Here is a 25094-nt window from a genome sequence, read left to right on the forward strand (position 1 = left end):
CACTGGCGGCCATCGCTGACAAATCGCCACCAGTAAGCCATCGAACGACAAGTTATTTGTCATATCAGCATTTGCTGAGCTGTCTACGAACCCCAGGACGATTCACTATACTAATTAGCAATACCGCCAGCCATCAGCTCAGCCTGGCGGATAACCAGCCGGGTAGCTGCCTCTTGAGCATCGGGTGGATAGCCATACTTAGCCAACAGGCGCCGCACGGTTCTCCTCATATCAGCCCGTACGGTATCGCGCTGAGTCCAGTCAAGTGTTGCTTTAGCCTTAATCTTTTCGGCTAAATCATGTGCAATCTTGCGTAGCGTATCGTCGGCGATCACTTCACGAGCAGACTCATTGCTGGCCAGCGCATCATAGAATGCCAGTTCGTCTTCTGATAACCCCGTTTCTTCGCCGCGATTCACTGCCTCACGGATGGTGCGTGCCAGGCCGATCAGCTCTTCGATTACCTGAGCAGTAGTAATAGCGCGATTGGTGTAACTCGTGAGCACGGCTTCCAGCGATTCGCGAAAGCTCCGCGACTGGACGATGTTCACTCGCTCACGACTGCGAATCTGGTCGGTCAGTAGCTTACGCAGTGTCTCCAATGCCAAGTTTCTTTGTGGCATGCCTGCCAACTGACCAAGAAATTCTTCGGATAGAATCCCAACGTTCTGTCCACCAAGACCAGCAGCTTGGAACAGGTCGATCACACCATCCGAGGCAATAGCGCCCGAAAGCACCTGGCGCACAGCGGCTCTGTTGTCCGGGGCCGGCGGCGGGCCATCGTCTGCTAGACGTTTGCGGATGGCTGCTCGCACAGACTGGAAGTAAGCCAGGTCGTCACGGATGGCCTCAGTTTCCGGCCGCGGCACAGCCAGCGAAAAAGCTTTAGACAGCCCCGCCACCATATTCATAAAACGACGCTTGCCGTCATCCTGTTCGAAAACATAATCGGCGCCCGCAGTAACGGCCCGCATCTGTGCCGCCTTATCGCCTCCGGCAAAGCCGCTGTAATCCAAGCCGTTGAAGAAATCTCGAAGCGCCTCAAACTGGCGCTCCATCAAAGGAACAGCCTCGTTTTGGATGTCCTCTACCGGGCTACCTTCCCCGCCGGCTTGGGTGTAAGTCTGAACGGCATCACGCAGTTGATCGGCAATCCCGAGAAAGTCCACCACTACGCCACCAGGCTTGTCACCGAAGACACGGTTCACGCGCGCAATGGCCTGCATCAAGTTATGCCCTGCCAGAGGCTTGTCCAGATACATAGTGTGCATGGGCGGGCAATCGAAGCCGGTCAGCCACATATCACACACAATGACCAAGCGTAGGTCGTCGTCCGGGTCTTTGTAGCGACGAGCTAAAGCCTCACGCCGTGCCTTAGTGCGCGCGTGGTGCATGACCTGCTCGCCCTCAGCTTTCGAGCCGGTCATAACTACCTTGATAAAGCCAGCGTCGTCTTCGTCCGCGTGCCAGTCCGGACGAAGAGCAACAATCTCGTCGTACAGACTCATACAGATGTTGCGGCTCATGCACACCGCCATGCCCTTTCCCTCGATTACCTGCCGCCGCTGCTCGAAGTGCTCGACAATGTGCTGAGCGACCAACTCCAGGCGTTTCTTGGCACCAACCAGTGCCTCCAGTTCCACACGGACGTAGTCGTTCGCGGGCTGGCCCACCTTGTCGGCCTCAGCGGCTTGCTCTGTCAGCTTGTCTTCCGCCTCACGGACCCCCTGCTCATCGGGCACCAGCTTGACCAGACGCATTTCGTAGAAAATCGGCACCGTGGCTTCATCGGAGATCGCCTGGCGAATGTCGTAAATGTCCGCGTACTTTCCGAATACCGCTTCCGTGCTTTTGTCATCGCCCTCCAATGGTGTGCCAGTGAAACCAACGAAGGTGGCATTGGGAATGGCATCACGCATCCAGCGCGCACCGCCATCGAGGAAACCATATTGACTGCGGTGAGCTTCGTCCGCCAGCACCACGATATTGGCCCGTTCACTGACCGCCGCGCCGCGCTCGCCGAACTTCTGGATAGTCGTAAACACCACTCCGCCAGAGGCTCGGTTAAGTCGGGCGGCCAGATCTTCCCGACTTTCGGCCTGCTCCGGATCCTGGCGCAGCAGTGCGCGCCCATCTGCGAAGGTACCAAAAAGTTGCCCGTCCAGATCATTGCGGTCAGTTACCACCACAACGGTGGGGTTAGCGAATTGCTCGTCGCCGATTAATGCGCTGGCAAGCATCAACATGGTCAGGCTCTTACCTGAGCCTTGGGTATGCCAGATCACACCCCCGCGCCCATCGCCCTGACCGGCCGGCGCCTTCAGAGCGCTCTTGACCGTTGCCCTAGCCCGTAGCACAGCGCGGAACTGATGATAGGCGGCCACCTTTTTAATGATAGTGCCGCTACGTTCGTCTTCCTCGAAGGCGATGGCGTGGCGAAGATAATCTTCCCACCGACCCTGTTTGAAAAGCCCCCGGATGAACGCCTCTAGAGTCGGCTCCCCTGGCGCCCTTGCATCGTCCAGACTGCGCCAGGGCGCGAAACGATCGGAGCCGGCGGTGAGCGCTCCTACCCGTGTTCGATCGCCGTCGCTGACCGCCAGTAGCGCGTTATAGGCAAATAGCGGCGGGATCTGTTTCTTGTAATCCTGCAACTGCCGATAGGCTACCCATAGGTCCGCCTGTTCATTGGCGGGATCCTTTAACTCAATCACCACTAGCGGCAAACCGTTGAGGTACACCACTAGATCCGGTCGCCGCGTAGCATTACCGCATTGTACGGCGAACTGCTGAACCGCTAGCCGGTTGTTGGCCGCAGGGTGAGAAAAATCCACTAGCCAGGCCTTGTCACCGCGTATTTCGCCGTCTTTAGAGCGGTACTCCACATCGACACCATCGGTCAGCAGGTGATGAAACCAGCGGTTGTTCTGTTCAAGCGCCGGTTCCGGTGGGCGCGTCACAATTTGCACCACCTGATCAATGGCATCATAGGGCAGGTTGGGATTGATCTTGCGCAAGGCCAAGCGCAGCCGTGGCTCCAAAACCACCTGTTCATAGCTGTTGCGTAGGGACAAATCCGCCCCGGGGGAGATGTCCGCGCCCCAGGAGGTATCGAAACCCAAGGCTTCGAACCAGCCCAAGGCCGCTTGTTCGACAATATCTTCGTTCATGCCCCCTCCTCGCCGGTATCATTCTCCGCCATCGCTTGCTCCTGCTTGAATTGCACCAGCGCTGCTCGATAGGCTTGAAAATCCGTGCGATAAAGAGCCTCACTGGCAAGCAACGGCGTTTCCAACACCTCAAACATGCTATGGCCATTGTCGATGTATTCGTTAAAATCGGCGTGCTCTTCATAGGAAAATCGCGTCAACGGGTCGCGGTGGGCAGATTGCAGGTGGGTGCGAAACAGCAAGCCCACTACCGCATCAGTGGAACGCGCCAAAATCTCGGCATAGCGGCTGTCCAACAAAGGCGCGTAAGCATCAGCGCCATGGGCTGCAGAGCCGTGAGCGTTACGGATCTGTACAACCCCGTCGATAATCTGACTCAAGCCTGCGAAAAGCGACTTTGTAGCATTTTGAAGCTTGGAATCAATTTCGGTGGTGGTAGAAACATTGAGACACTTTATAGTCTCAGACGCCAACCTCGGTGCTTTCCAATTGTTATCTAACTTGACGCTACGATCATTCAGAATCGTTTTACATGTAGTCTCGATAATCGAGCGGCAGAATGAGACGACTATGCCAGGTCGATCCGGCATAGCGTTCTCCAACGCTTCCACTTGTTCACGAATGCGCAGCGATTCGGGATGAGCTTCTAGTAACTCCCGACATGCGGCGAGCTGGAAACTAGCTTGGGCGTACTCATCTGCCATTGGCTTCTCTCTCGGCGGCAGGGACACGTAGTTTTCCCGAAATTAGTTCAGGGAGCAGGGTGTCACGAATGGCAGTGAGGGTTTGCGTTTCTCGCTCGTTGGAAGCGATGCGTTTAAAAAAAGGATTGGCGAGATTGCCAAATTCGAAAAGAGTTGTGTCATCAGGTCGTAATGCTGGAATCTGCCTGAAATTCTTCTTGCTAATCTCGGCAAACGTGCTTCCACCGGCCCTCGATTCGATGGCCTTCATGTTTGCTTCCGTCCACAACAAAATATAAGTATTCGGAATTTCGCCGGTCACCATCGCAATAATTCCTTGGTTCACTGAGACTAGCGTTTCCGCTAATGCGAGATAACCGATCGGCGCACGCGACGAAAGAATAACTGTACCAATCGGCAATTGACCCGAACTAATTCTGTCAACGCCTGCCTGGGTGATATAACGGTCGGTATCTAAAATCACCGGTGTCGATAGCCTAGACATATCTTTAGGAGTACAGAAAGCATGTTCACCGCCCTCCCAGAAATCGGGGTTCTTCGTGCTGGGCGTGCCTCCACCAATCACATCAACGAGCTCACCAATCGGGGCATACTCCCACCCCTCCGGCACCGGGCCCAGTTCGGAGTCGGTGAAGCGGTCGGGGAGCTGGTCGAAGACAGCCTGGGGCATGCCGCGAAAACCCGTGGCGCCAGCGGCCTTGGCTTTAACTGGCTCAAAATCCACGAACCAGGCCTTAAAGATGGCCCGCGCCATGGCCTCTAGAGTACCGTTCATCTGGCGGTTAAGTTCTATCTTATCGTCGAGGGTGCCGAGAATGTCGGCGATTGTCCGCTGCTCGTCTATCGGAGGAAGCTGGAGAGTTATTTTTCGGAGCTCCCTTTGCTTAATACCCACTACCGTCGTCCCAGTGGATCGGGAGAGCAACTCATTTTGTACGGCAGCCGACTGCAACAGATATTTAAGGAAGCTGTTGTCGAGCGTTTTATCATTTCCGCGTAGAGCAATTAATCGTTGGGCTAGAGCAATTCTTGAATCTCGAACCTGGGCCACCTCACCTAGAGGCGCTTCAGTAGTAAGAAGCACATCTCCGACTTTAGGTAGGCCACGGCGCATCCAAGAGTCATAGTCTTCGGTAGCAATAAATTCTTGCGCATCTTCGATACGGCCATTCTTGACTATTTTTGCGGTGATAAGCGGTATGCCACTCGTGGTCTTTTTAGGTGACTTCCCACGGTAATCGATGATAGCTTCCATCGCTTGTGCGAGTTCAGTGGATTGCCACCCTCTAGGCAACTCATCCCCCATAACCTAACCCCTTCAGATTGGTCTTAATACGCGCTTCCAGCACATCGGATTCCGCAAACTGCGCTTGCAAATCGGCGGTGAGCCGCTGCATCTTGTCCTCGAAGGGTTCGCCGTCGTCCTCGATAGCGGCGGCGCCGACGTAGCGGCCGGGGGTGAGCACATATCCATGCTTTTCAATTTCCCCCAGGCTGGCTGCCTTACAGAAGCCAGCTTCGTCAAAGTATTTGCCTACACCTTCTTCGCCGCGCCAGGCGTGATAGGTGCGCACGATCCGGCCGATGTCGCTTTCCGGAGGCGGGTTGCCCTCGGCATCGGCGCCGGAGAGCACGCGCAGCACGCGAGTTTGCAGGGTGCCCATCTGGCGGGCGTCGATGAACAAGGTCTCACCGCGGCGATCGCGGCCGCCGTGCTTGATGTTGCGACCTGTCTTGTCGCGGCTAATAAACCACAGGCAGACGGGAATGCCGGTGGTAAGAAAGAGCTGGGCCGGCATGGCAACGATGCAGTCCACCAGGTCAGCCTCGATGATAGCCTTGCGGATATCGCCCTCACCTGAGCTGTTACTCGATAACGAGCCATTGGCCATAACGAAGCCGGCGATACCCCCGCCGCGTCCGTTGGGTGGGGCCAGGTGGTGGATGAAGTGCTGAATCCAGGCGTAGTTGGCATTGCCGGTGGGTGGCACGCCGAACTTCCAGCGCACGTCTTCGCGCAGCAGCTCACCTGACCAGTCGGAAATGTTGAAGGGCGGATTGGCCAGAATGTAGTCGGCTTTCACGTCCGGATGTAAGTCACGGGTGAAGCTGTCCGCCGGCTGCTCGCCCAGGTTGGCCTCGATGCCACGGATAGCCAGGTTCATGTGCGCCAGCCGCCAGGTGGTGGGGTTGGACTCCTGGCCGAAGATGGATATGTCGCGCTTGTTGCCTCCGTGGGCCTGGGTGAATTTCTCGGACTGCACAAACATGCCGCCGGAACCGCAGCAAGGGTCGTAAACGCGGCCCTCATAGGGCTCAATCATCTCTACTAGCAGCCGCACCACCGAGCGCGGGGTAAAGAACTCGCCGCCCAGCTTGCCCTCGGCAGCAGCGAACTTGCCGAGAAAATATTCGTAGACCCGGCCCAACACATCCTTGGCGCGGGCTTCGTCGCTGCCGATAGTCATTGAGCCGATCAGGTCAATCAGTCCGCCTAGTCGCTGTGGGGCGATGCCGCGTCGGGCATAGTCGCGCGGCAGTTTGCCCTTGAGCTTGGGGTTGTCGTGCTCGATGGCATACATGGCATCGTCGATCAGCTTGCCAATGTTGGGCGTCTTGCCCTTTGCCTGGATCTGTTCCCAGCGCGCCTCTTGGGGCACCCAGAACACGCCCTCGGCGGTGTATTCGTCGCGCTGTTCCAGCAGGTCTTCCGCCTGTTTACCCTCGATGCCGTCCTCAGCGAGCTCCTCCGTCAGCTTCGTCCGGCGTGCCTGGAAGGCATCCGAGATGTACTTGAGGAAGATCAAGCCGAGGACTACGTGCTTATATTCGGCGGCATCGATAGAACCGCGTAACTTGTCGGCAGTTTGCCAGAGGGATTCGGGGTCAACGCCAAGTTCGTGATTGTTGGCGCCTTGCTTGCTGGATGTCATCCGATATCTTCCTTAACCGATGCAGGGTCGCTGAGCGAGTTGCTGAATAGTGACTGCCATGCGAACCAAACAGGACACACTGCTTCGCTAAGGCTGACAACAGGTATTTAGGTCCTGTCTAGTTACGTCCTAGAGGTTAGAAAAGCCATGATCGCAGCCTCGGTAGGCCGCAGCAGGCTCAGCGGGGACATACTACATGCTACCTATAGATCAAGGAATATGATCGCCAACTGCTAATGCTTACCTGGCCAGTCAAGGGCTGTTCCATATCGCCATTCCCCGCACAACCACGACCTACATCAAGAGAGCGCAGTGATATCAGCGAACCCAGGTTGGCTAACTGCCGCCTCACCAAGCGTTAGGAGAAACGCCTGGCCAAGATCATAGACCGGCTCAACAACCTCTACGGCGCCGAGGTCAGCGACGACTACAAGCTGTACTTCGCCAACGGCACCGTCTACTGCACCGAGCGCGACGAAGCGGTAACGGCCCAGATATGCAGTCGCGACGGTGGATAGGTGATGCACTGCCTATTTTTAAGAAGAAAAGGCCACCGATGCGTTACAAGACGTCCTGAGTGAACACGAGAAGCTTTCACTGCCGCTGCTAGAGGGCGAGGACGGCGGACTACAGTTTGCGTTGTTGTTTCTCAAGCTGCTGGCAGGACGGGAGAAGTGGCAACAACCAGATCAGCAGTAAGGATTATCAAACCCAGACGAGTGTCACCTATATGTCACCTAGAGACAAAATAGACAACAGGTTCTTTTGAAGTATTCTGGCGACCTACTGAAATAATTATACCTTTTGGTGCCGGCGAGTGGACTCGAACCACCGACCTACGCATTACGAGTGCGTTGCTCTACCAGACTGAGCTACGCCGGCATGCCTGGCTAATGTGGGGAAAAAATCGGTTCAGGAATACCGAAGAAGGATCAATCATCACCTTCTGAGTTTTCACTGCGTATCTTTTCGGCGAGCTTGTATAAGTAACCGGGCGTCACGGAAGCAATGCCCGCCTCTTTCATGGCGTTTGCTAACCTCAGGTATGCTTCGGCATCGCAATCCGCAAGACGTGCCTCTTCCAACTCAAGCTCAGTCATTCCTACCCGATCTCCGTAATGTCCACTGGGGGATGCCATCTCTCATGGCGAGCATGAGTAGTCTAGCAAACCATGCCATGACAAGGCTTTGCCTCTGGTCAGGAAATTGCACCAGGAATGTAAAACAATGCAAAAAAATGTTGGTCAAATTCACTTTATCCCAGTTTTTCAGCACGGCTTGGCAGGATTACCCGTCACCGTGGTGCCTACGGGAACATCTCGCGTGACCACGCTGCCCGCGCCTACGATGGCATCGTCTCCTATGGTAACGCCGGGTAAGATGATCGCATGGCCGCCAATCCAGACGTTTCGGCCGATAACCACCGGGCGCCCACACTCCAGCCCCTTGTCGCGACTGGCCGCATCCCGAGGATGATCCGCCGCATAGATCTGCACACCGGGGCCGATCTGTGTCTTGTCGCCGATGCGAATGGCGCAAACGTCGAGCAGCACACAGCCGTAGTTCAGGAATACGCCATCGCCAATGAAGAGGTTGTACCCATAGTCGATGAAAAAAGGCGGTCTGATAACGCTACGTGTACCAAAACTACCCAGACATGCCTCGAGCAACTCTCGCCGCAAACCACGATTTTCCACCGTGGTCTGGTTGTAGCGATGTGCGAACAGTTGTGCACGGTTGCTGTCTCCGGCCAGCTCTTCATCCCCTGGATCATAAAGCGCACCTGCGAGCATCTTCTCTTTTTCGGTCATGCTGTGCCCGTTTTCTCGTCTTTAAACACTAATCGAACAGGATTACCTGTCTGATCGCCACGCCGTTGGCAAGACGATCAAACCCTTCATTGATGTCATCGAGCTTGATGCGATGGGTGAGCAGCTTATCCACCGGCAGGCGGCCCGCCATGTACAGTGCAATGTATTCCGGGATATCCAGTGCAGGGACGTGCCCGCCCAGATAGGAGCCCATGAAACGGCGCTCTTCCGCCACCATCTTGGTGGGACTGAGCTCCAGGCGTGTATCCGGATGCGGCAATCCAGCGGTGACGGTTGTGCCCCCTTTGCCCGTGGCGGCCAGAGCAAACTCGAGCGCCGATGCTACGCCAGCGAACTCTGCCGCAATATCCACGCCTCCATCACTGAATGATTGCACCTGCTCCAAAGCGTCCTCATCGGCCGAATTGACGACATGGGTGGCGCCGAGCTGTTTCGCCATGTCCAGTTTGTCCTGAGCGATATCTGCTGCAATCACCTGGCGAGCGCCGCCGGCAATGGCACCCAGCACGGCAGACAGGCCAACGCCACCCAGCCCCACCACCAGCACGGACTGACCGGCCCGCAGCTTTGCGGTATGCACGACAGCGCCTACACCGGTAAGCACGGCGCAGCCAAATACCGCGGCGATATCGAAAGGCAGATTCTTGTCGATCTTGACCGCAGAGCGGCGTGAGGTCACCACATGTTCGGCAAAGCCCGAAACGCCCAGATGATGATTGATCGTCTCGTCATCCTTGTACAGGCGATGGTCGCCGCCTAGCAGCACCCCTTCGTTATTGGCCTTGGCGCCAGGGGCACAGAGTGCTGCACGCCCTGCAAGACAGTAATCGCAGGTGCCACAGCTGGGCACGAAGGAGAAAACCACATGATCGCCCACCGCCAGATCGCTGACCCCGGGGCCAATCTCGAGGATCTCCCCGGCGGCCTCATGGCCCAGCGCCATGGGAAGCGGTCGAGGCCGATTGCCATCGATGACCGATAGATCCGAGTGACAAAGTCCCGCCGCATGAACGCGCACTAGAGTCTCACCGCTGCCCGGTGCGTCGAGTTCCACCTCTTCGATCTTCAGGGGCCGGGAATCTTTGTAGGGCGTTCGAGTGCCCATTTCTCTGAGTACTGCTGCGCGGGTTTTCATGACAACGCCTCCTGTCGCTTCTGGTTTCGGCTTTGAGTTCGGACATGTTCAGTGGTCGGCATCCTTGGTAAACGTCTCGTCGTTTTCACCACCAAAGAAGTGGCGACCGTAGATCAAAAGACACAGGCCTACTCCTACGGCGAATGCCCAGGTAGCCCCTTGCGCCGCGAGCACTGCCGCAGTGACGCCTGCAATGCCCAGATCACGCTGGCTGCGTGCCTGCATGATGCCGATCCGCACGCTCACATAACCCTGAATCAGCAGGGTCAAGGCCAAGGCGACGCCAAGGATCGGCTCCACCAGGCTGACAATGGGCATCAGCAGCAGCCCGGTATTCGTGCCCCAGCGAAAAGAACCGGCGCCGCCGAAGATCGAGTCCATGGCCTTGCGTCCTTCCTTGAAGCGCTCGACGATCACCACGTGCATGGCCGCCCATAGCGGGCCGCACATGGCCACATCCGGTCCGATGATGCTCATGGTGGCGTTACGCCCGCCGAATATCATGTGGGCGCGATCAGGGTTGTAGTCTACGTCCTCATCCGGTCGGCTCTCATCTGCTTCCCGTAGCAGCGCCTTGCCCTGAAGCACATCGCCGAACAGCACGATATAGGCCGCCAGCACCGTGGGGATGGCCTGCAGAAACATGCCGGGAGACGGCAACCCCAGCCCGAACACGGTGTATTCGGTCCATAAGGTCACGAAGTCCGGCGAGGTGATACCCCATTCGATGGTCGGCCAAGGCGCCTCACCGAACAGCGGAGCCAGCACGATCGCCAAGGCGATGATAGGAAAGATCCCTAGCTTGCCCAGAGTGGCCCAGAACGTGTTGCGCGTTTTCAGCGTATTGAAATGCCGGGAAAAGATGAGATAAAAAGCGATACCGATGGCGATCGAAATGGTCCAGGGAAAACTCTCGAAGCGTCCGCCCACTTCAAAAACGGTAATGACCGCGGCAATACCGGCGCCCATGATAATGCCGGCCTTGATGGCGGGTGGCACCAGACTGACCACTCGTCGGGACAGGCCCGACAAGCCCAGCGCGATACAGAACAGCCCTAGCATCAGCTGAAAAGCAATCAAGGCATGAACACGATCCGGTCCCTCCGGGAAGGTCGTGCAATACGCAATTAGCAGCGGAATAGCCGGGGTGATCCAGCCTGGCACCACAGGGTCGCCCAGCAAATGGTGAGCGAGATAAAGGAACCCATTGAGTAGCACGACCGCCAGCGCCGCCTCGAAGGGCATTCCCAGAAGTTCTGTCATCAGTGGAATGGCGGCCAAGTCCACTGCACACATGAGCAGCCCTTGAAAGTAGTCGGGCCATTCGAAGCGATAGTGCAGAAAAGGCAAACGCAGTTTGAAAGGCCCAAGGGGCCAATACAGGGTCTCGCCGTCGGAGCGTCGATAATCGCGCATTTTATTGTTGTCCTGGCTGGGAAAATGTATCCCGCCGGCAGACGGGGACTACACATCGAAGATGCGTCGTGAGGACTAGAGGTCGATGCTCAGGCATTTCCACCAGGCGCAATGAAACTATGGGTGGGAACCCATAGGACGTCAAATATCGATCGGTGGCTCGTACCTCAAGAGAACATAGAGAAGAGCATTCGGATAAGGATGCTCTTTGGAGAGGTGTGGAGGTATTGCTTAACGCACGATGACTACGGCACAGGTGGCAACATGTAGCACTCGGTGAGAAACACTGCCTATCACCAGACTTTTTATGTTGCTGTTGCCACGACTCCCCATGACGATGGCGTCGACGCCTAGCTGGTTGGCCTCGGCAAGAATACCGGTGGCGGGTTGACCGGCACGCACGATGTGCTTAACGCGTTCACTCTCGACCTTTGCTGCCTGGCACGCCTGCTTGATGAGCGCCTGCCCAGATTCTTGCACGAGCGCTTCGGCATTAGTTGCTGGAACGCCGGCGGAACGTCCAAGTGCGTCTTTGGCAAGGGGCGCTTCCTGAACACTGAGAATGTAGAGCATGCCTTGCTCAGGATCGAGCAGATTGGTGGCCAGTGTCAGTGCCTTATGGGATTGAGTTGAGCCATCGATGGGAACAAGAATCGACTTGTACATAGAGCCTCCGGATCAATCGAAATGAACAATTGCGAGTTCTTCATCATTCAATCTAGCGTAATTCAAAGAAAGCTTCTTGATCTGGATCAATAGGAGAAGTCTTGCTGCTAGATAGCCGACTTTAGGACCAATAGGTATCGAAACGCTCAATGCGGTGCATTGGGGGTTTTGTATTTTGGAAGATGAGAATTCGCATGGAACGCCATTGGGGCCGAATCGTCACATATTACGAAAATGTTGTATTAGCGTTGACTGGTGACAAGCGTTAGATCGCTATGCTGCCAGGGTCGAGCATTACCAGGTTTCACGAGGAGGCCAGAACATGGTGTTTGCGTGGAACGAACCAAACTTGGTGCGGCTCTTCATGCGCTTTAGCTTCGACATTGGCCGAATAAGAATACGACTCTTGAAGGAAGCGAAGCATGGACATCATAGCCTTGAGATCAGAGAATCGATCATTGCTACGTCTACCAAAGGTGTGTGCTATCACTAGCCATCGGTTTGGAGGCGCAAGATGAGCTATTACGAACAAGAGGTTGCATGCCTCAACGACACAGTGCACCGCCTGCAGATCGAGCTTTCCCGAGCACGTCGAGAGCGTGATGAACTTGCCATGTTCCTTGCCGGTACAAAACGTAGACTTGCCGAGGCCGAAAACCAGCTCATCGTCGCGACACGCTACAATGACAAGATCCCCAGTTTCCGCAGTAGCAAGGCCAAACGAACGCTTACCAAAGTCAAACGTAAACTTGCCATTACGAAAGTATTATGATGAGCGCTTTTCCGACTGGCTAGCGGATAATCGGACAGCTCCTGATTTTAAGCTGGACTGAGGGCGTTGTGTCAGTAAGGAGCATGAGAAGAGACAAAATTCTTACGTAGCGTTTTCCATAAACAACAAAAAAGCCGCCCTTTAGGCGACTTTTCGAATAACAAAACGCTTGATCTTGCTAACTTCGTTGTGGTGCTGGCACCAGGAGTCGAACCCGGGACCTACTGATTACAAGTCAGTTGCTCTACCAACTGAGCTATGCCAGCGCCTAACGAAGCGTTGGCGTGGCTGGGGTACCAGGACTCGAACCTGGGAATGCCGATACCAAAAACCGGTGCCTTACCACTTGGCTATACCCCAGCAGTGTGGTGGCCAGAGACGGAATCGAACCGCCGACACGAGGATTTTCAATCCTCTGCTCTACCGACTGAGCTATCTGGCCGCTGCCAACGGGGACGTATTTAAACGTAAAGCCTTAGAGTGGTCAAGCCTTCCATTCCAGAAAGATGCCAAGCCCGAGATAACGGCGTGTTCATGCTGAAGGCGGTACATACCCTTCGGCCTGATCGGTGTCACGATTATCAAGAAAACGCTCCATTTGCTCCATCAGGTATTCCCGGGTCTGAGGCTCTAGCAGATTGAGATGCTTTTCGTTGATCAAACGGGTCTGCTGGGCCTGCCATTCGTCCCAGGCCTTTTTCGAGACGGTGCGCTGGATCTCTTGACCCTTTTCTCCTGGCAACGGAGGAAACGGCAAGGCTTCGAGTTCCTGCTGATACTTGCGACAAAATACGGTCTGGCTCAACGGTCGTTCTCCTCAGCGTAGGTGGTCAGTTGTGTCAAGCGTTCGAGTAGCGCCTTGACCGGTGCGGCAAGCCCAATGCTGGCAGGTGCGTGCGGGTTATACCAGTGCCTAGCGGTCTCGCCAACGGCATCCGGCTCGGTATCCAGCGTTGCTGGCCGAGGCTGAATCTTCAGATGAAAATGGCTGAAGGTATGGGTGAATGCATTCCAAGAAGGCTCGAGCCTTGCTGTGGGCGCATTCTGATCGAGCCATTCCTGCAGCGCCCGCTCGTCGTCGAACTGCGGAAAACACCATAGACCGCCCCAAATACCGCTGGGCGGTCGCTGCTCCAGCAGCACATGCCCCTTGGCGTCCTGCAGCAACAGCATCTGGGTGCTGCGCTCAGGCAGCGTCTTGCGCGGCTTGCTTTCTGGAAAACGCTTTTCTTCGCCCCGGGCATGTGCCTGACAGACGTCCACAAAGGGACAGAGCAGGCAGCTGGGTCTGCCGCGAGTGCAAAGCGTTGCCCCCAGATCCATCATCGCCTGGGTATAGTCAGAAAGGCGCGTGTCAGGCGTGTAGTGCTCCGCAAGCTGCCACAGCTTACGTTCCACTACGGGTCGGCCTGGCCAACCCTCGACCGCATGCAGGCGACTCAGCACGCGCTTGACGTTGCCATCGAGAATCACTGCGCGGCGTCCGGTGCTGATGCTTATGATGGCCCCGGCGGTAGAGCGACCAATACCGGGAAGCGCCATCATGGCCTCCAGGCTATGCACCGGAAACTCAGCGTCGTGTTCTGCTACGACAACCTGGGCCGCACGATGCAGATTGCGTGCCCGGGCGTAATAGCCAAGTCCGGTCCATAGATGCAGCACCTCGTCCTGGGCAGCCTCGGCCAAGTCCTCGACTCGCGGAAAGCGCGCCATGAAGCGCTCATAATAGGGAATGACGGTCGCGACCTGAGTCTGCTGCAGCATGATCTCGGAAATCCAGACCCGATAAGGCGTCTTGTTCTGCTGCCAGGGCAATGTCTTGCGACCATGACGTTCGAACCACTCGAACAGACGCGCTTGAAACGTATTCGCCGTCAGATCAATAGAATGTGATTGGCTCATGGCTCCCGAACGTGAAAACGGCATAAAAAAGCGCCGACTCATTAGTCGGCGCAACAACTGGCTTGCTAGTGATGCTCAGTTGAATAGACCACGTAGCGCATCACCAAGTTCCTCGCTGGCATCTTTTCCCAGTCGCTCTTCGATTTTCTTGCTAATCTTCTCGCTGGCCTTGCGCTTGACTTCGTCTCGCGCAAGCTCGGTCAGGGATTGCTGGAAGGCCTGGCGATCAAAGCCACACCACTGCTTTGGCTCACCTTCAAGGGCACCTTCACAGTGCAAGGGAAGCGGCACACGCTCAAGGCGAGGGTTGACCTTGCAGGCGGCATCTACTGTATCGACAAAACGCGCCCTGGCATCGTAATCAAAACGCTGGGTGGGCAGGTTCAGCCGGCCGTCTCCTGTAAGCTCGATACCGGGAATGACGATCTTGAGATCATCGTTATGAGCGACACCATTGATCACTCGAATGCTGCCGGACAAGCGTTCGAACTGGGTGTCTTTGCTCCAGTCCCGAGTCGTGCTTTCGCCCTCGAGCATAGCGACTGCGGTACACAGCTCTTGAGAGACATTGACATCGAACACCGCCCCATCCGCCACCTGGAAATTGGCATTGCCGTTGAGATTGCTGATCAGGGTATCCGAGGAGTTGGTCCGAGACGTGAAGTCGCCGTCAAGATTGAGGCGTCCACGCAAAGGCGATGGCTCGCCGCTGTAATCCTCGACCAGGGGTACGATCTGCACATCTTTCAACTGCGGCGCGAATGCCCAACGAATAGGGGGCTCTCGAACGTTCAACTTGGCCCCGACGTTGAGAGTGCCGTCGTAGAGCCTGGCGTCAAAGCGTTCCAGTGCTAGACGCCCGTCATCGCCCTTTAAACTCAAAGAGGGTTGAGATAGCGTCAGGTTCTTGATCTTGAGCTCTGTTAGGGAAAGCTTGCCGTCCACCGTCAGATCCCGCAATGCTTCGACCGGCACCAGCTCATTCGTTTCTTCCTGAGCATAGGCGGAGTCGATCCCCAGCGGCCCAAAAAAAGCCGCACTCTCTTTGGCGGCATCCTTCTCAACCGGAGGTAGATAGTCATCAAGATTCAGGCGTTCGCCCTCGAGATCGAATGTATACGCCTTGCCATCCAGACCGACTCCCAACTGTCCGCCGAAGGTATTATCGTCCATCACCAGGGTCAGATTGGTCAGATTGGCTTTCTGCATATCGCCTTTTATCGGGCTCGTAAGCGCTACCTGGGACATAGCCTTGTCGTCGGCGGTGTTCAATTTGCTACCGAAGCGCTCGAGCCAGGGTCTTAGCGATAGTGGCGCCAGCTTGATTTGCCCGGTGTAGTTTGGCGAACTCAAAAGCTCGGTGAACGATAGTGTCCCCGTAAGCTTGAGCCCCTTCTCACTGGTCAACAGCAGATCATGTATCTGGGCGGTTTGCTGCTCGGTATTCGCCTCACCTTCGAAGGTCAGATTCAGTGGCAGTGGTTTTTCCCCCAGCGTGGGATGAGCAAGGTTGGCTTTGAGTTCAGCACCTTCGAGTCGATAGTCTCCACTATTGATCTCGCCCAGCACCTGCTTGGCCTTTAGCGAAAGTGTCTGTTTGCGATCTGGCCACTGTGCCATTTCAGTTTGAGAATCGAGACTCAAGCCCTCGAGCACATAGCGTCCATCGTCAAGGCCAAGGCGCACCTTACTTTTGAGATCGACCTTGCTGGAAAGCTGTGGTGCCACGCTATCTATAAGGAAGTGACTCTTGATCGGGAACGCTTTCTCAGGGTTGACGTTACTGCTGCTGATCGAGAGATCGCGTACCGTAACATCCAGATCGCTGCGCCGGTCGGCATAGCTGACCTGACTGTTGTTTATTTCGACACTGGCAATATCAAGGGCTACATCCGGGCCGTCCTGCTTCATGGCCGGCCCTGCGGACGCAGGTGCCAGGGCTTTTTCGGTCTTTTCATCCTGCAGGCGCTCCAATAACGTTTCCCAGTTGCCGCGACCTTGCTCATCGCGCACGAGATCAAGGCGCATGCCGTCTAGCATCAATCCATCGATGGCGATATCACCCGAGAGCAGAGGCGCGAATGCCAGGCTGACTTCGGCGCTATCGATAGCTGCGAAAGGCGTATCTTCCTGGGATTGCTTGGGCAGCCAGGCACGAGCATCTTCAACGCTGACTCCCAACCGCGGATAGAATGACCAGCTAAGGGGGCCTTCCAGGGCAAGCTCTAAACCGCTTTGCTCGCGCACTGCCTCAACCAGCCTAGGCTTCAAGTCGTTGGGATCGAAGAATGTGGTCATATAGACCACGGCGGCCACCACTATCAGCCCCAATATGCCAACGACGGCCAATAGTGTCCGCACCAACCTTTTCATCAATAGCCTCCTGCAGCCAACGGATTGAGTTCGAAATAGACACCGTCGGCCTTCGGACGATAGCCCAGACGGGTTAACAACAGCTGATCTTCCAACTGCAACTGCGTCGCCTCGACGCGCAGCGCCTTGCCCTGCTCACGCGCCGCCTCAGCAATGAGCGCCATTAGCCGCGAACCGATACCGCGCCGACGCATGCTCTTGCGCACACAGAAATAGGCAAGCCACCAAGCGTCTGTTTCCTTCTGCACGCTAACCGCCGCCAATAGTCGATCATCAAACAGCGCACAACAGAATACGCCGCCGCCGCTTAGATGCGATTGAACGAACGTATTAGCATTCTGGGGCAAACGCTCACTAGGCGCATCATGATAAATGTGTGAAAGATCGACTTTCATCTGATCATTGGCTTCCCAACACCCATGATCGACTTCCGTGAGCGTTACCGCCATGCTCTATCTCCTTGATGCCGCTATCGCCCTGAGGTTCCTGACCCGCATTGTAGCGGATGGCCATGGCGATTCTCTATAATGACAGGTCAGGCTAAAGAAGCGTTCTTTCGAAGCACTTGTTCCTGTTCCAATTCACAATCATTCACCATTTGCCTTGCGTGAGTATCCGGATGGAGACCCCGATGGAATCAGCCCGGCTGGATAGCTCGGATGTGGCCGAGCGTATTGCTACGGTATCCCGCGACACCTTGGAAACTCAGATCACGGTCAGTGTGAACCTGGATGGCCAGGGTCGTTTTGTTGCCGAGACCGGCGTGGCGTTTCTCGATCACATGCTCGAACAGATTGCCCGCCACGGTCTGATTGATCTGGACATTAACGCCAAGGGCGATCTGCATATCGACGAACATCACACCGTCGAGGATATCGGTATTACTCTGGGTCAGGCTTTTGCCAAGGCGCTCATCGATAAACGCGGCATTCGTCGCTATGGCCACGCCTATGTACCGTTGGATGAGGCACTCTCGAGAGTGGTGATCGACTTTCCGGCGCCGGGCCTGTTCATGGACGTCGAATTCACCCGCGCCGCCATCGGACGCCTGGACACCCAGCTATTTCGGGAGTTCTTTCAGGGGTTCGTTAATCACGCCCAGGCGACGCTACATATCGACAACCTGAAAGGCTTTAACGCCCATCACCAGATCGAAACCATCTTCAAGGCCTTCGGTCGGGCACTGCGCATGGCGGTGGAGCGCGATACCCGCATGGCCGGGCAGATGCCCTCTACCAAAGGCAGCCTCTGACCTTTACCTTCAAGGAGCGAGCATGACGATCGCCGTCATTGATTATGGCATGGGCAATTTGCACTCCGTTGCCAAGGCACTGGAACACGTGACCCATGAGCATGTGGTGATCACGCGTGACCCAAGGGTCATCGGTGGCGCGACTCGACTAGTGCTGCCGGGTCAAGGCGCTATTCGCGATTGCATGGGGGAGCTTGAACGCACGGAATTGAAGGGCCTGGTACAAGAGTTACTCGCTGCTCAGTCCAAGCCGCTGCTGGGCATCTGTGTCGGCCAGCAGATGCTGATGGACGAAAGTGAAGAGAATGGCGGCACGGCTTGCCTGGGCTTTCTGACAGGGAAGGTACGCTATTTCGGTCAGAACCTGTTGAGCAAGGATGGCGAACGTCTCAAGGTGCCTCACATGGGCTGGAATCAGGTGAGCCAGTGCCAGGATCACCCCCTTTGGGAAAGCATCGAGGACGGCACGCGTTTCTATTTCGTGCATAGCTACTATGTCGATACCGAGCACGACCGCGACGTTTTTGGCACTACGCACTACGCCGGTGTCGACGCTCATGTGGCGACAGGACGCGATGCGGTTTTCGCGGTACAGTTTCACCCTGAGAAAAGCGCCAGCAGCGGCCTGAGACTGCTTGAGAACTTCGTGAACTGGGCGCCCTGAGACCAAGTTCGCGACAGGCTGCCAAGAATATCCAAGCGACGATCTCCAGGATCCCGCACTGACGAGGACACGACATGCTGGTTATTCCCGCCATCGATCTAAAGGATGGTCACTGCGTCCGCTTAAAGCAGGGGCGCATGGATGACGCCACGGACTACGGCGATGATCCGGTGGCCATGGCGGCGCGCTGGGTCGAAGCCGGCGCCCGCCGTTTGCATCTGGTGGATCTCAACGGTGCCTTCGAAGGCAAGCCGGTCAATGGTGAAGCGGTTACCGCCATTGCCCGTGCCTACCCGAATCTGCCCATTCAGATCGGCGGCGGCATCCGCTCGGCGGCCACCATCGAACACTACCTGGCAGCCGGGGTAACCTATGTGATCATCGGCACCCAGGCGGTCAAGGAGCCTGCCTTCGTCAGCGAGATGTGTCGCCTGTTCGAGGGCCATGTGATCGTCGGCCTGGATGCTCGGGACGGCTTCGTGGCAACCGATGGCTGGGCAGAGGTTTCGAGCGTGAAGGCCACCGAATTGGCCAAGCGTTTCGCTGACGCCGGCGTTTCTTCGATCGTTTACACCGATATTGCCCGGGACGGCATGATGCAGGGTGTCAATATCGAGGCCACCCTGGAAATGGCCCGGCAAGGCGGGTTGCCGGTGATCGCCTCCGGCGGTGTGACCGATCTCGATGACATTCGAGAGCTCGCCGAAGTCGCCGGCCAAGGCATCCTGGGCGCCATTACCGGGCGCGCCATCTATGAAGGCAGTCTCGATGTCGCCGAGGCACAGCGCCTGTGCGACGAGTTCAATTCTACTGCTTTACGGGAGGGCTGATCATGGGACTGGCCAAACGCATCATTCCCTGCCTGGACGTCGATGCCGGGCGGGTGGTCAAGGGGGTCAACTTCGTCGGCATCCGGGATGCGGGCGATCCGGTGGAGGTTGCCAAACGCTACAATCAGCAGGGCGCCGATGAAATCACCTTTCTTGATATCACCGCCAGTCACGAGGACCGCGCCACCACGGTAGAAATGGTCAGTCATATTGCCGGCGAGGTGTTCATTCCCTTGACCGTCGCGGCGGCATTCGCACCTGCGACGACATCCGCACCATGCTAAACGCCGGGGCGGACAAGGTCTCGATTAACACCGCCGCCGTGACCAATCCTGATTTTGTACGTGAAGCGGCGGAACGTTTTGGCAATCAGTGCATCGTAGTGGCTATCGATGCCAAACGCGTATCCGCGGAAGATGAAACGCCTCGTTGGGAAATATTCACTCATGGCGGACGCAGGCCCACCGGGCTGGATGCGGTGGAGTGGGCGCGCAAGATGGTGGATATGGGTGCCGGCGAACTTCTATTGACCAGCATGGACCGGGATGGCACTCGGGTTGGCTTCGATCTAGCATTGACCCGGGCGATTGTTGAGGCGGTACCGGTACCAGTGATCGCCTCCGGGGGCGTAGGCAATCTCGATCATTTGGTAGAGGGCATTACTAAAGGGGGCGCCGACGCGGTGCTGGCCGCCAGCATTTTCCACTTCGGCGAATACAGTATTCCTCACGCCAAGCGCTACTTAGCCGAACACGGTATCGAAATGCGTTTATGAGGGTTGTATGCACAAGGCCGCTACACTGACTCTAACCGTGCTGTTGACAGCTGTCAGCTCTGCTCACGCCGAAACGGCCTCGTCCTTTTGGCGCTATGATCACGGCCTGGTGCAAACCAGCCTCTTTACTGAGCATTTCCGCTCGGACTCGGACTACGACGAGCAGCAAAATCTGATCGGCATCGAGCTGCACAACCCCCAGCGCTGGTTCGCCGGCACCGCCTGGTTCAAGAACTCCTTTGATCAGCCCACTTGGTATTTCTATGCCGGGCGTGAAATTCCGCTATGGCAGCTCAGCCATGACGTCAATGTCCGCGCCAAACTCACCGCCGGCCTACTGCGCGGCTACGATGGTGATAAACGCGACAACATTCCTCTCAATCATCTGGGCATCGCGCCGGCCATACTGCCGACCATAGGATTAAGCTGGAAACGCCTGGAGGGAGATTTGATCGTCTTCGGAACTGCCGGAATGATGTTTACTGGTGGCATAAGTTTTTAGCTAGACGTTTCAGGAAATCATTCCAGGCCCAAACCCAAATTACTGACACCTTCATTATGCCCTTGGCGGCGTAGAGACTTGAGCGCCTCACGATCCAGCGTTGTCTCCGCGTGCTCCAACACCATTGCCTGAAAGTCATGTTCTTCATCCATCAATGGATGATCCCGCAGCCGGGCAGCATTGCGCTCGGCGTCGTCGTCGTCACTGCCTTCGGTCATTTCGATAAAGGCCTGCACACCGTTACGGGACACCTGGCTGACTTCCAAGGGCGCCTCCGGGGCGTCGCCCTGCAGAGCATCAAGTATCGCCGACAGCGCCACGACGGCCTCCGTGGCTCGGCGGGCGCCGAAACTGTCATCATCGTCCGGCGGCTCGAATCCCGCTAGCTTCTCCGCCTGACGGGCAAAATCGATGCGTGCGTCCCGCACCTGCAACGCTTCCCACACTAGATCCAGAATGACCCGCAGCCCCTGCACGTCACCCTGCCCCGTCATCTGAACATAGAGCGCGTAGTTAGGCAGCAGCCGTTCACAGAGGGCGGCCATGAACGCCAACTGCTGACGCCGATTCAGCTGGCGCAGTCGTGTCTTGAAACCTAAAGGGGATACTTGACTCATGGGCTCCTTCGCTCATCGGGTGTTACTTCAGCTTTCTTCATGGCCACAGCAGTTCAGAATTGATACAGCCCTTGGCATCGAAGACAACACCCTCGGCGCGCAGCTTCTCCCGCTGGCGCACGGCGCCGCCATGTTCGGTGACCTTAAGCCCCGCATTGATCACCCGATGCCAGGGCAACTCATGGCCGCTGGGCAGGTGGCCCATGGCACTGCCGACCGCACGGGCCGTTGCACCATCGGTCATTTTGGCGATACGCCCATAGGTAGTCACTCGCCCGGGGGGAATCTGCGCGACGATGGTATAGATCTGCTCGCGCAGCTCGCTTCTCATTGTCTCTCGATCCTGCACTGTTTGAGTTCGAACTGGAATTCTCGCCTTTCTGAATCTCCAAGGAAAGACCGGCCACAGCGACGATTGAGAACAGAGCGTCTAGAAACGATAGCGCACCATGCCTTGAAAACGCAGAGCGTCGCCGTCGCGCCCATCCGCTACTTTACGAGTCTGGTAGCTGGTTTCCAGGCCGTAATCGATATTCTTGACCGGGGTCCAGATATAGTTCAAATAGACGTTCTCGAAACGCTTGTTGGCGGCGTCGACGTTGGGTAGATCGGTTTTCTTGAGATCGTCGAGATCCGCATTGGTGATCGAGTAGGCAAGATGCGCCTCCCCCGGGCCGATTGCGACACTGGTGCCCAGAATACCACCGGTGGCCTTGATGGTTTCGACCTTGTCACCATCGTAGTAGGCAGGGGCACTCGGGTTACCCTGCATGTATTCCCCGATGCCATCGCCGTGGGAGAGTTCGGCACGCAGCGTCACTCGCTCTCCGAGCGCATATTTCGCGGCCAGGTTCAAACCCCAACCAACGGCGCTGTCGTCGTTGGCGCCGCCATCGTCGACTTCCAGCTGACGCACCATGCCCGATACAGCATAGGAAAAACCGTTCCAGGCATTCTGGTAACGCAAGGTCAAATCCGGTAGCCCTTCCTTGTAATCGCTGCTGGTTTGATAGCCACCGCTGTTTGCATTGAAGCCTACCGCAACCTCGTCGGTGTAATATTCCGGATCCGGTGTTTCCAGCGCCACGTGCCAGTTGTTCCAGCTATAGCGTAGCTGTGCCTTGCGGCCCACCTTGCTCTGACCCGGTGCCGGTCGCACGTTGATGATTTTGGGGCCGGTCTCCACGGTACCGAAGTTGGTCCAGGTCTTGCCCGCCAGTATGTTGTTCCATTCGCCGTAGAAATGGCGTAGCCGCGCATCGCCACCGCCTTCATCGAACCAGTCGATTTCCATGCGGGTCTTCAGCGTGCTGCCCTGTACCGGTGTCGCCGTCGTGAAGCCAAGACGGCTATGATAGGCATGGATGGTGGTATGCCCATCTGAACCTTTCTGGTCGTCCAATCGAATAGCGCGATTATTGCCCGCATTACCCAAATCCGCGTCGGCATCGTAAATCATGTTCAACTTGGCGAAGCCGTAGAGGGTAACCTTGGTGTTTTCGACGTCGAAATCGATGGCTTGAGCGCTTGCGGCCAGCAGTAAGCAGGAGACACTGGCAAAAAAGATTAGCGGTGGGCGGTAAGCGAAATTGGACATGGAAAAGGCCTTGTATGCTTATGAGTAGAGCAGGCTGGACGCAGCCGTGTTGCCAAGCGACGCTGCGTTTAGCAAGCAAATAGTAAGCGACGCATGCCCAGCTTCACTTGACAAAAATCAACAATGGCCGGCGCTATCTTCGTTTTCGTCCACTCGATGGTGAAAAGCAGCGTACCGATCTTCGCTTGAGCCAATACTGGCTAGACAGGAACAGACGCTTTATCCATCATGAGCTCATCATGCATATCTATTTTCTCCAGCACGCCGCCTACGACGGCCCCGCACGACTGGCCGACTGGCTCGTCGGCATGGGGCATAGCCATAACATCAGTCATCTTTATGCTGACGAAGCACCGCCCCGACTCGAGGATTGCGACGGGCTAATCGTGCTTGATGGCCCCCAGGATCTCGATGATGAGGAGCGCTTTCCTTGGCTCAAGCGAGAAAAAAAGCTGATCACTCGCGCCTTGAAGAGTGGCAAGCCGGTGCTGGGCATTGGTCTGGGTGCGCAGCTAATCGCCGCAGGACTAGGCGCTATCGTCTCTCGAGGCACCTACGCCGAGATAGGCTGGCATCCGGTCACGCTGGCGCCAGAAAGCCCTTTTGATTTACCCGAGCAGTTCGAGGCTTTTCACTGGCATCGCGATATCTTCGGCCTGCCCGAGGATGCGCTACCGCTAGGCGCAAGCTCGGCAAGCCCAGTACAAGGTTTTGTCTGGGATCAAGGCAGAGTGGTCGGGCTTCAGTGTCGTCTGGAGGTCACTCATGCCAGCGTGGAAGCGCTACTGGCACACATGCCTGAAGCATTCGAAGCAGAGGGGTCCTTCGTGCAGAGCCGGGAAGAAATATTTGCCGATTCTAGGCGGTTTGATCGTCTTGCCGCATTACTCGATCGGGTATTGCTGCGCTGGGTAACAAGCACCGCGTAGCGCCCGCTTGTATTACTGGTGATCTTGCCAATCCCTTGCAAACGACAAGCAGCTTTCCCAGTCGCCAACATGCAGATAGGTGCGAGCATGTTTTTCAAGCTGATGTCGATACAGCGGGTCGTAGTACTCGGTCAGCAGCGGCGCAAGCCAAGCTTCATGGGCCTGGGTATTGCCTTGCTCATGCTCGCGAAAGGCCAACTGCTGTAGTCGTGACAACCGCGCCAGACGGGCGCTACCTAGACGCTTTTTGAGGCGACCAAGGGCATTACTCAGCTGTTTACGCATTAGCGCCCAGCCCAGCCATTCACCGTACTGGCGGCGATAGATCATCCACAGATCCTCGATATAGTCCTTGTGGATCCGCGACAGCCGCCAGTCCAACGGCATCTCCACCCGTATTCGAGGTGCCTGCTCCATTGCCTGCCAGAACGTCAGTGGAATATTGGCGACTCCGATATGCCGCGACTCATCCTCCAGCACACAGCCACCTGAAACCTCCATGAGTTGATGTGCTAATGCATGCTCGAAATCGATTTGCGAAGGTGCCGGAAGCGGATGGCGGCCAAAAGCCGATCCTTTGTGTCGCGCACAGCCTTCCAGGTCGACGCCGCTTTCCAGACGCTGTATCAGCTCGGTCTTGGCACAGCCGGTCAGGCCACCAACGATAAGCATGGGCTTTTCCGCAGCCGCATCGATACGCTCGCACAGTGCCCTACGCATGGCCTTCCAACCGCCGCGAATACGGGGCAACTCAATGCCTTCTTTAAGCAGCCATTGCTGAGCGATCTTTGAACGCAGTCCGCCGCGAAAGCAGTAGATTGCCGCGCCTGGTTGCTTTTCGATGGCGCGCTGCCAAGCCGTTACTCGGGACGCCTTGAGACCGCCAGTCACCAGACGATTGCCAAGCTCGATGGCCGCCTGCTGGCCATGATGCTTGTAACAGATACCGACCAGGTGGCGCTCCTCGTCATCCATCAGCGGCAGATTGAGGGCACCGGGTAGACTGCCCTCGGCAAATTCCACCG

23 protein-coding genes, 4 tRNA genes and 1 pseudogene are annotated in these 25094 nt (G+C 56.5%); 7 read left to right on the top strand and 21 right to left on the bottom strand.

What is annotated here, in order from left to right; translation table 11 throughout:
• Positions 1 to 110 precede the first annotated feature (110 nt).
• From CH74_RS05495 to CH74_RS05540, 10 genes are all read right to left on the bottom strand, one after another.
• Positions 111 to 3170: a type I restriction endonuclease subunit R gene (locus CH74_RS05495; protein WP_048306469.1), complete on the bottom strand. Its 3060-nt coding sequence runs from the start codon at positions 3168 to 3170 to the stop codon at positions 111 to 113.
• Entirely contained in the window at positions 3167 to 3874 is a 708-nt protein-coding gene (locus tag CH74_RS05500) for an abortive infection family protein (protein ID WP_048306470.1), read from the bottom strand. The genes CH74_RS05495 and CH74_RS05500 overlap by 4 nt, the downstream gene beginning before the upstream one ends.
• Positions 3864 to 5180 (bottom strand): restriction endonuclease subunit S, encoded by a 1317-nt coding sequence (locus tag CH74_RS05505; RefSeq protein WP_048306471.1) that lies wholly within the window; start codon positions 5178 to 5180, stop codon positions 3864 to 3866. Before CH74_RS05505 ends, CH74_RS05500 begins: the two co-directional genes overlap by 11 nt.
• Complete coding sequence (locus CH74_RS05510; RefSeq protein ID WP_048306472.1) at positions 5170 to 6807, bottom strand: class I SAM-dependent DNA methyltransferase; 1638 nt, start codon at positions 6805 to 6807, stop codon at positions 5170 to 5172. Before CH74_RS05510 ends, CH74_RS05505 begins: the two co-directional genes overlap by 11 nt.
• Positions 6808 to 7612: 805 nt before the next feature.
• A tRNA-Thr gene (locus tag CH74_RS05520) sits at positions 7613 to 7689 on the bottom strand.
• A gap of 50 nt (positions 7690 to 7739) precedes the next feature.
• Complete coding sequence (locus CH74_RS18600) at positions 7740 to 7907, bottom strand: hypothetical protein (protein WP_156181390.1); 168 nt, start codon at positions 7905 to 7907, stop codon at positions 7740 to 7742.
• A 168-nt stretch (positions 7908 to 8075) separates the two neighbouring features.
• On the bottom strand, positions 8076 to 8618 hold the full coding sequence (locus CH74_RS05525) for a sugar O-acetyltransferase (protein ID WP_048306474.1): 543 nt from the start codon (positions 8616 to 8618) through the stop codon (positions 8076 to 8078).
• Between the two features lie 28 nt (positions 8619 to 8646).
• Positions 8647 to 9774: a zinc-dependent alcohol dehydrogenase family protein gene (locus CH74_RS05530; RefSeq protein ID WP_048306475.1), complete on the bottom strand. Its 1128-nt coding sequence runs from the start codon at positions 9772 to 9774 to the stop codon at positions 8647 to 8649.
• A 48-nt stretch (positions 9775 to 9822) separates the two neighbouring features.
• Positions 9823 to 11190: a membrane protein gene (locus CH74_RS05535; protein WP_048306476.1), complete on the bottom strand. Its 1368-nt coding sequence runs from the start codon at positions 11188 to 11190 to the stop codon at positions 9823 to 9825.
• A gap of 231 nt (positions 11191 to 11421) precedes the next feature.
• Positions 11422 to 11856 (bottom strand): universal stress protein, encoded by a 435-nt coding sequence (locus tag CH74_RS05540; RefSeq protein ID WP_048306477.1) that lies wholly within the window; start codon positions 11854 to 11856, stop codon positions 11422 to 11424.
• Between the two features lie 514 nt (positions 11857 to 12370).
• On the opposite strand from CH74_RS05540, the gene CH74_RS05545 reads away from it, so the two are divergent.
• A complete protein-coding gene (locus CH74_RS05545) occupies positions 12371 to 12628 on the top strand; it encodes a hypothetical protein (protein ID WP_048306478.1) in 258 nt (85 codons plus the stop codon).
• A gap of 190 nt (positions 12629 to 12818) precedes the next feature.
• On the opposite strand, the gene CH74_RS05550 is transcribed toward CH74_RS05545, so the two are convergent.
• From CH74_RS05550 to CH74_RS05580, 7 genes are all read right to left on the bottom strand, one after another.
• Positions 12819 to 12894, bottom strand: a tRNA-Thr gene (locus CH74_RS05550).
• A gap of 19 nt (positions 12895 to 12913) precedes the next feature.
• Positions 12914 to 12988 (bottom strand) — tRNA-Gln (locus CH74_RS05555).
• A 6-nt stretch (positions 12989 to 12994) separates the two neighbouring features.
• Positions 12995 to 13070 (bottom strand) — tRNA-Phe (locus tag CH74_RS05560).
• Positions 13071 to 13160: 90 nt separating this feature from the next.
• The gene (locus tag CH74_RS05565; protein WP_048306479.1) at positions 13161 to 13433 is read right to left on the bottom strand and encodes an oxidative damage protection protein; all 273 of its coding nucleotides are present in this window, start codon (positions 13431 to 13433) and stop codon (positions 13161 to 13163) included.
• Positions 13430 to 14530, bottom strand: coding sequence for an A/G-specific adenine glycosylase (gene mutY / locus CH74_RS05570; protein WP_048306502.1), 1101 nt, complete (start codon positions 14528 to 14530; stop codon positions 13430 to 13432). The genes CH74_RS05565 and mutY overlap by 4 nt, the downstream gene beginning before the upstream one ends.
• A gap of 75 nt (positions 14531 to 14605) precedes the next feature.
• Entirely contained in the window at positions 14606 to 16903 is a 2298-nt protein-coding gene (locus CH74_RS05575; protein ID WP_048306480.1) for an AsmA family protein, read from the bottom strand.
• On the bottom strand, positions 16903 to 17352 hold the full coding sequence (locus CH74_RS05580; protein ID WP_048306481.1) for an acetyl-CoA sensor PanZ family protein: 450 nt from the start codon (positions 17350 to 17352) through the stop codon (positions 16903 to 16905). Before CH74_RS05580 ends, CH74_RS05575 begins: the two co-directional genes overlap by 1 nt.
• A 212-nt stretch (positions 17353 to 17564) precedes the next feature.
• On the opposite strand from CH74_RS05580, the gene hisB reads away from it, so the two are divergent.
• The 5 genes and pseudogenes from hisB (at position 17565) to CH74_RS05605 (ending at position 20926) form a co-directional block, all read left to right on the top strand.
• Positions 17565 to 18155: an imidazoleglycerol-phosphate dehydratase HisB gene (gene hisB, locus CH74_RS05585; RefSeq protein ID WP_048306503.1), complete on the top strand. Its 591-nt coding sequence runs from the start codon at positions 17565 to 17567 to the stop codon at positions 18153 to 18155.
• A 22-nt stretch (positions 18156 to 18177) separates the two neighbouring features.
• Positions 18178 to 18819, top strand: coding sequence for an imidazole glycerol phosphate synthase subunit HisH (gene hisH, locus CH74_RS05590; protein ID WP_048306482.1), 642 nt, complete (start codon positions 18178 to 18180; stop codon positions 18817 to 18819).
• Positions 18820 to 18893: 74 nt separating this feature from the next.
• Complete coding sequence (hisA, locus tag CH74_RS05595) at positions 18894 to 19649, top strand: 1-(5-phosphoribosyl)-5-[(5-phosphoribosylamino)methylideneamino]imidazole-4-carboxamide isomerase (RefSeq protein ID WP_048306483.1); 756 nt, start codon at positions 18894 to 18896, stop codon at positions 19647 to 19649.
• A gap of 2 nt (positions 19650 to 19651) precedes the next feature.
• A pseudogene (gene hisF / locus CH74_RS05600) lies at positions 19652 to 20424 on the top strand (imidazole glycerol phosphate synthase subunit HisF).
• Positions 20425 to 20431: 7 nt separating this feature from the next.
• On the top strand, positions 20432 to 20926 hold the full coding sequence (locus tag CH74_RS05605) for a hypothetical protein (RefSeq protein WP_048306484.1): 495 nt from the start codon (positions 20432 to 20434) through the stop codon (positions 20924 to 20926).
• Between the two features lie 17 nt (positions 20927 to 20943).
• Here CH74_RS05605 and CH74_RS05610 read toward each other — a convergent pair whose 3' ends face one another.
• From CH74_RS05610 to CH74_RS05620, 3 genes are all read right to left on the bottom strand, one after another.
• Positions 20944 to 21543 (bottom strand): YjaG family protein, encoded by a 600-nt coding sequence (locus tag CH74_RS05610; RefSeq protein ID WP_048306485.1) that lies wholly within the window; start codon positions 21541 to 21543, stop codon positions 20944 to 20946.
• 37 nt (positions 21544 to 21580) lie between these two features.
• A complete protein-coding gene (locus CH74_RS05615; protein WP_048306486.1) occupies positions 21581 to 21874 on the bottom strand; it encodes an MGMT family protein in 294 nt (97 codons plus the stop codon).
• Positions 21875 to 21973: 99 nt separating this feature from the next.
• Complete coding sequence (locus tag CH74_RS05620; RefSeq protein WP_048306487.1) at positions 21974 to 23140, bottom strand: DcaP family trimeric outer membrane transporter; 1167 nt, start codon at positions 23138 to 23140, stop codon at positions 21974 to 21976.
• Between the two features lie 239 nt (positions 23141 to 23379).
• Between CH74_RS05620 and CH74_RS05625 the strand changes: the two genes are divergently transcribed.
• Positions 23380 to 24069 (top strand): type 1 glutamine amidotransferase, encoded by a 690-nt coding sequence (locus CH74_RS05625; RefSeq protein ID WP_048306488.1) that lies wholly within the window; start codon positions 23380 to 23382, stop codon positions 24067 to 24069.
• Between the two features lie 12 nt (positions 24070 to 24081).
• Here the strand turns inward: CH74_RS05625 and mnmH are convergent.
• Positions 24082 to 25094 (bottom strand): tRNA 2-selenouridine(34) synthase MnmH (gene mnmH, locus CH74_RS05630; RefSeq protein WP_048306489.1); only part of this gene is annotated, 1013 nt, incomplete at its 5' end.

Origin of the sequence: Halomonas sp. PR-M31, assembly GCF_001039575.1 — a bacterium.
GTDB lineage: Bacteria > Pseudomonadota > Gammaproteobacteria > Pseudomonadales > Halomonadaceae > Modicisalibacter.

What these genes read in the sequence shown, in the direction of transcription:
- CH74_RS05530 (WP_048306475.1), bottom strand. Translation starts at nt 9,774, where the DNA reads ATGAAAACCCGCGCAGCAGTACTCAGAGAAATGGGCACTCGAACGCCC.
- CH74_RS05500 (WP_048306470.1), bottom strand. Translation starts at nt 3,874, where the DNA reads ATGGCAGATGAGTACGCCCAAGCTAGTTTCCAGCTCGCCGCATGTCGG.
- CH74_RS05615 (WP_048306486.1), bottom strand. Translation starts at nt 21,874, where the DNA reads ATGAGAAGCGAGCTGCGCGAGCAGATCTATACCATCGTCGCGCAGATT.
- hisH (WP_048306482.1), top strand. Translation starts at nt 18,178, where the DNA reads ATGACGATCGCCGTCATTGATTATGGCATGGGCAATTTGCACTCCGTT.
- CH74_RS05525 (WP_048306474.1), bottom strand. Translation starts at nt 8,618, where the DNA reads ATGACCGAAAAAGAGAAGATGCTCGCAGGTGCGCTTTATGATCCAGGG.
- CH74_RS05505 (WP_048306471.1), bottom strand. Translation starts at nt 5,180, where the DNA reads ATGGGGGATGAGTTGCCTAGAGGGTGGCAATCCACTGAACTCGCACAA.
- CH74_RS05510 (WP_048306472.1), bottom strand. Translation starts at nt 6,807, where the DNA reads ATGACATCCAGCAAGCAAGGCGCCAACAATCACGAACTTGGCGTTGAC.
- CH74_RS05545 (WP_048306478.1), top strand. Translation starts at nt 12,371, where the DNA reads ATGAGCTATTACGAACAAGAGGTTGCATGCCTCAACGACACAGTGCAC.
- CH74_RS05535 (WP_048306476.1), bottom strand. Translation starts at nt 11,190, where the DNA reads ATGCGCGATTATCGACGCTCCGACGGCGAGACCCTGTATTGGCCCCTT.
- CH74_RS18600 (WP_156181390.1), bottom strand. Translation starts at nt 7,907, where the DNA reads ATGACTGAGCTTGAGTTGGAAGAGGCACGTCTTGCGGATTGCGATGCC.
- CH74_RS05495 (WP_048306469.1), bottom strand. Translation starts at nt 3,170, where the DNA reads ATGAACGAAGATATTGTCGAACAAGCGGCCTTGGGCTGGTTCGAAGCC.
- hisA (WP_048306483.1), top strand. Translation starts at nt 18,894, where the DNA reads ATGCTGGTTATTCCCGCCATCGATCTAAAGGATGGTCACTGCGTCCGC.
- CH74_RS05580 (WP_048306481.1), bottom strand. Translation starts at nt 17,352, where the DNA reads ATGGCGGTAACGCTCACGGAAGTCGATCATGGGTGTTGGGAAGCCAAT.
- mutY (WP_048306502.1), bottom strand. Translation starts at nt 14,530, where the DNA reads ATGAGCCAATCACATTCTATTGATCTGACGGCGAATACGTTTCAAGCG.
- CH74_RS05610 (WP_048306485.1), bottom strand. Translation starts at nt 21,543, where the DNA reads ATGAGTCAAGTATCCCCTTTAGGTTTCAAGACACGACTGCGCCAGCTG.
- CH74_RS05620 (WP_048306487.1), bottom strand. Translation starts at nt 23,140, where the DNA reads ATGTCCAATTTCGCTTACCGCCCACCGCTAATCTTTTTTGCCAGTGTC.
- CH74_RS05575 (WP_048306480.1), bottom strand. Translation starts at nt 16,903, where the DNA reads ATGAAAAGGTTGGTGCGGACACTATTGGCCGTCGTTGGCATATTGGGG.
- CH74_RS05625 (WP_048306488.1), top strand. Translation starts at nt 23,380, where the DNA reads ATGCATATCTATTTTCTCCAGCACGCCGCCTACGACGGCCCCGCACGA.
- CH74_RS05605 (WP_048306484.1), top strand. Translation starts at nt 20,432, where the DNA reads ATGCACAAGGCCGCTACACTGACTCTAACCGTGCTGTTGACAGCTGTC.
- CH74_RS05540 (WP_048306477.1), bottom strand. Translation starts at nt 11,856, where the DNA reads ATGTACAAGTCGATTCTTGTTCCCATCGATGGCTCAACTCAATCCCAT.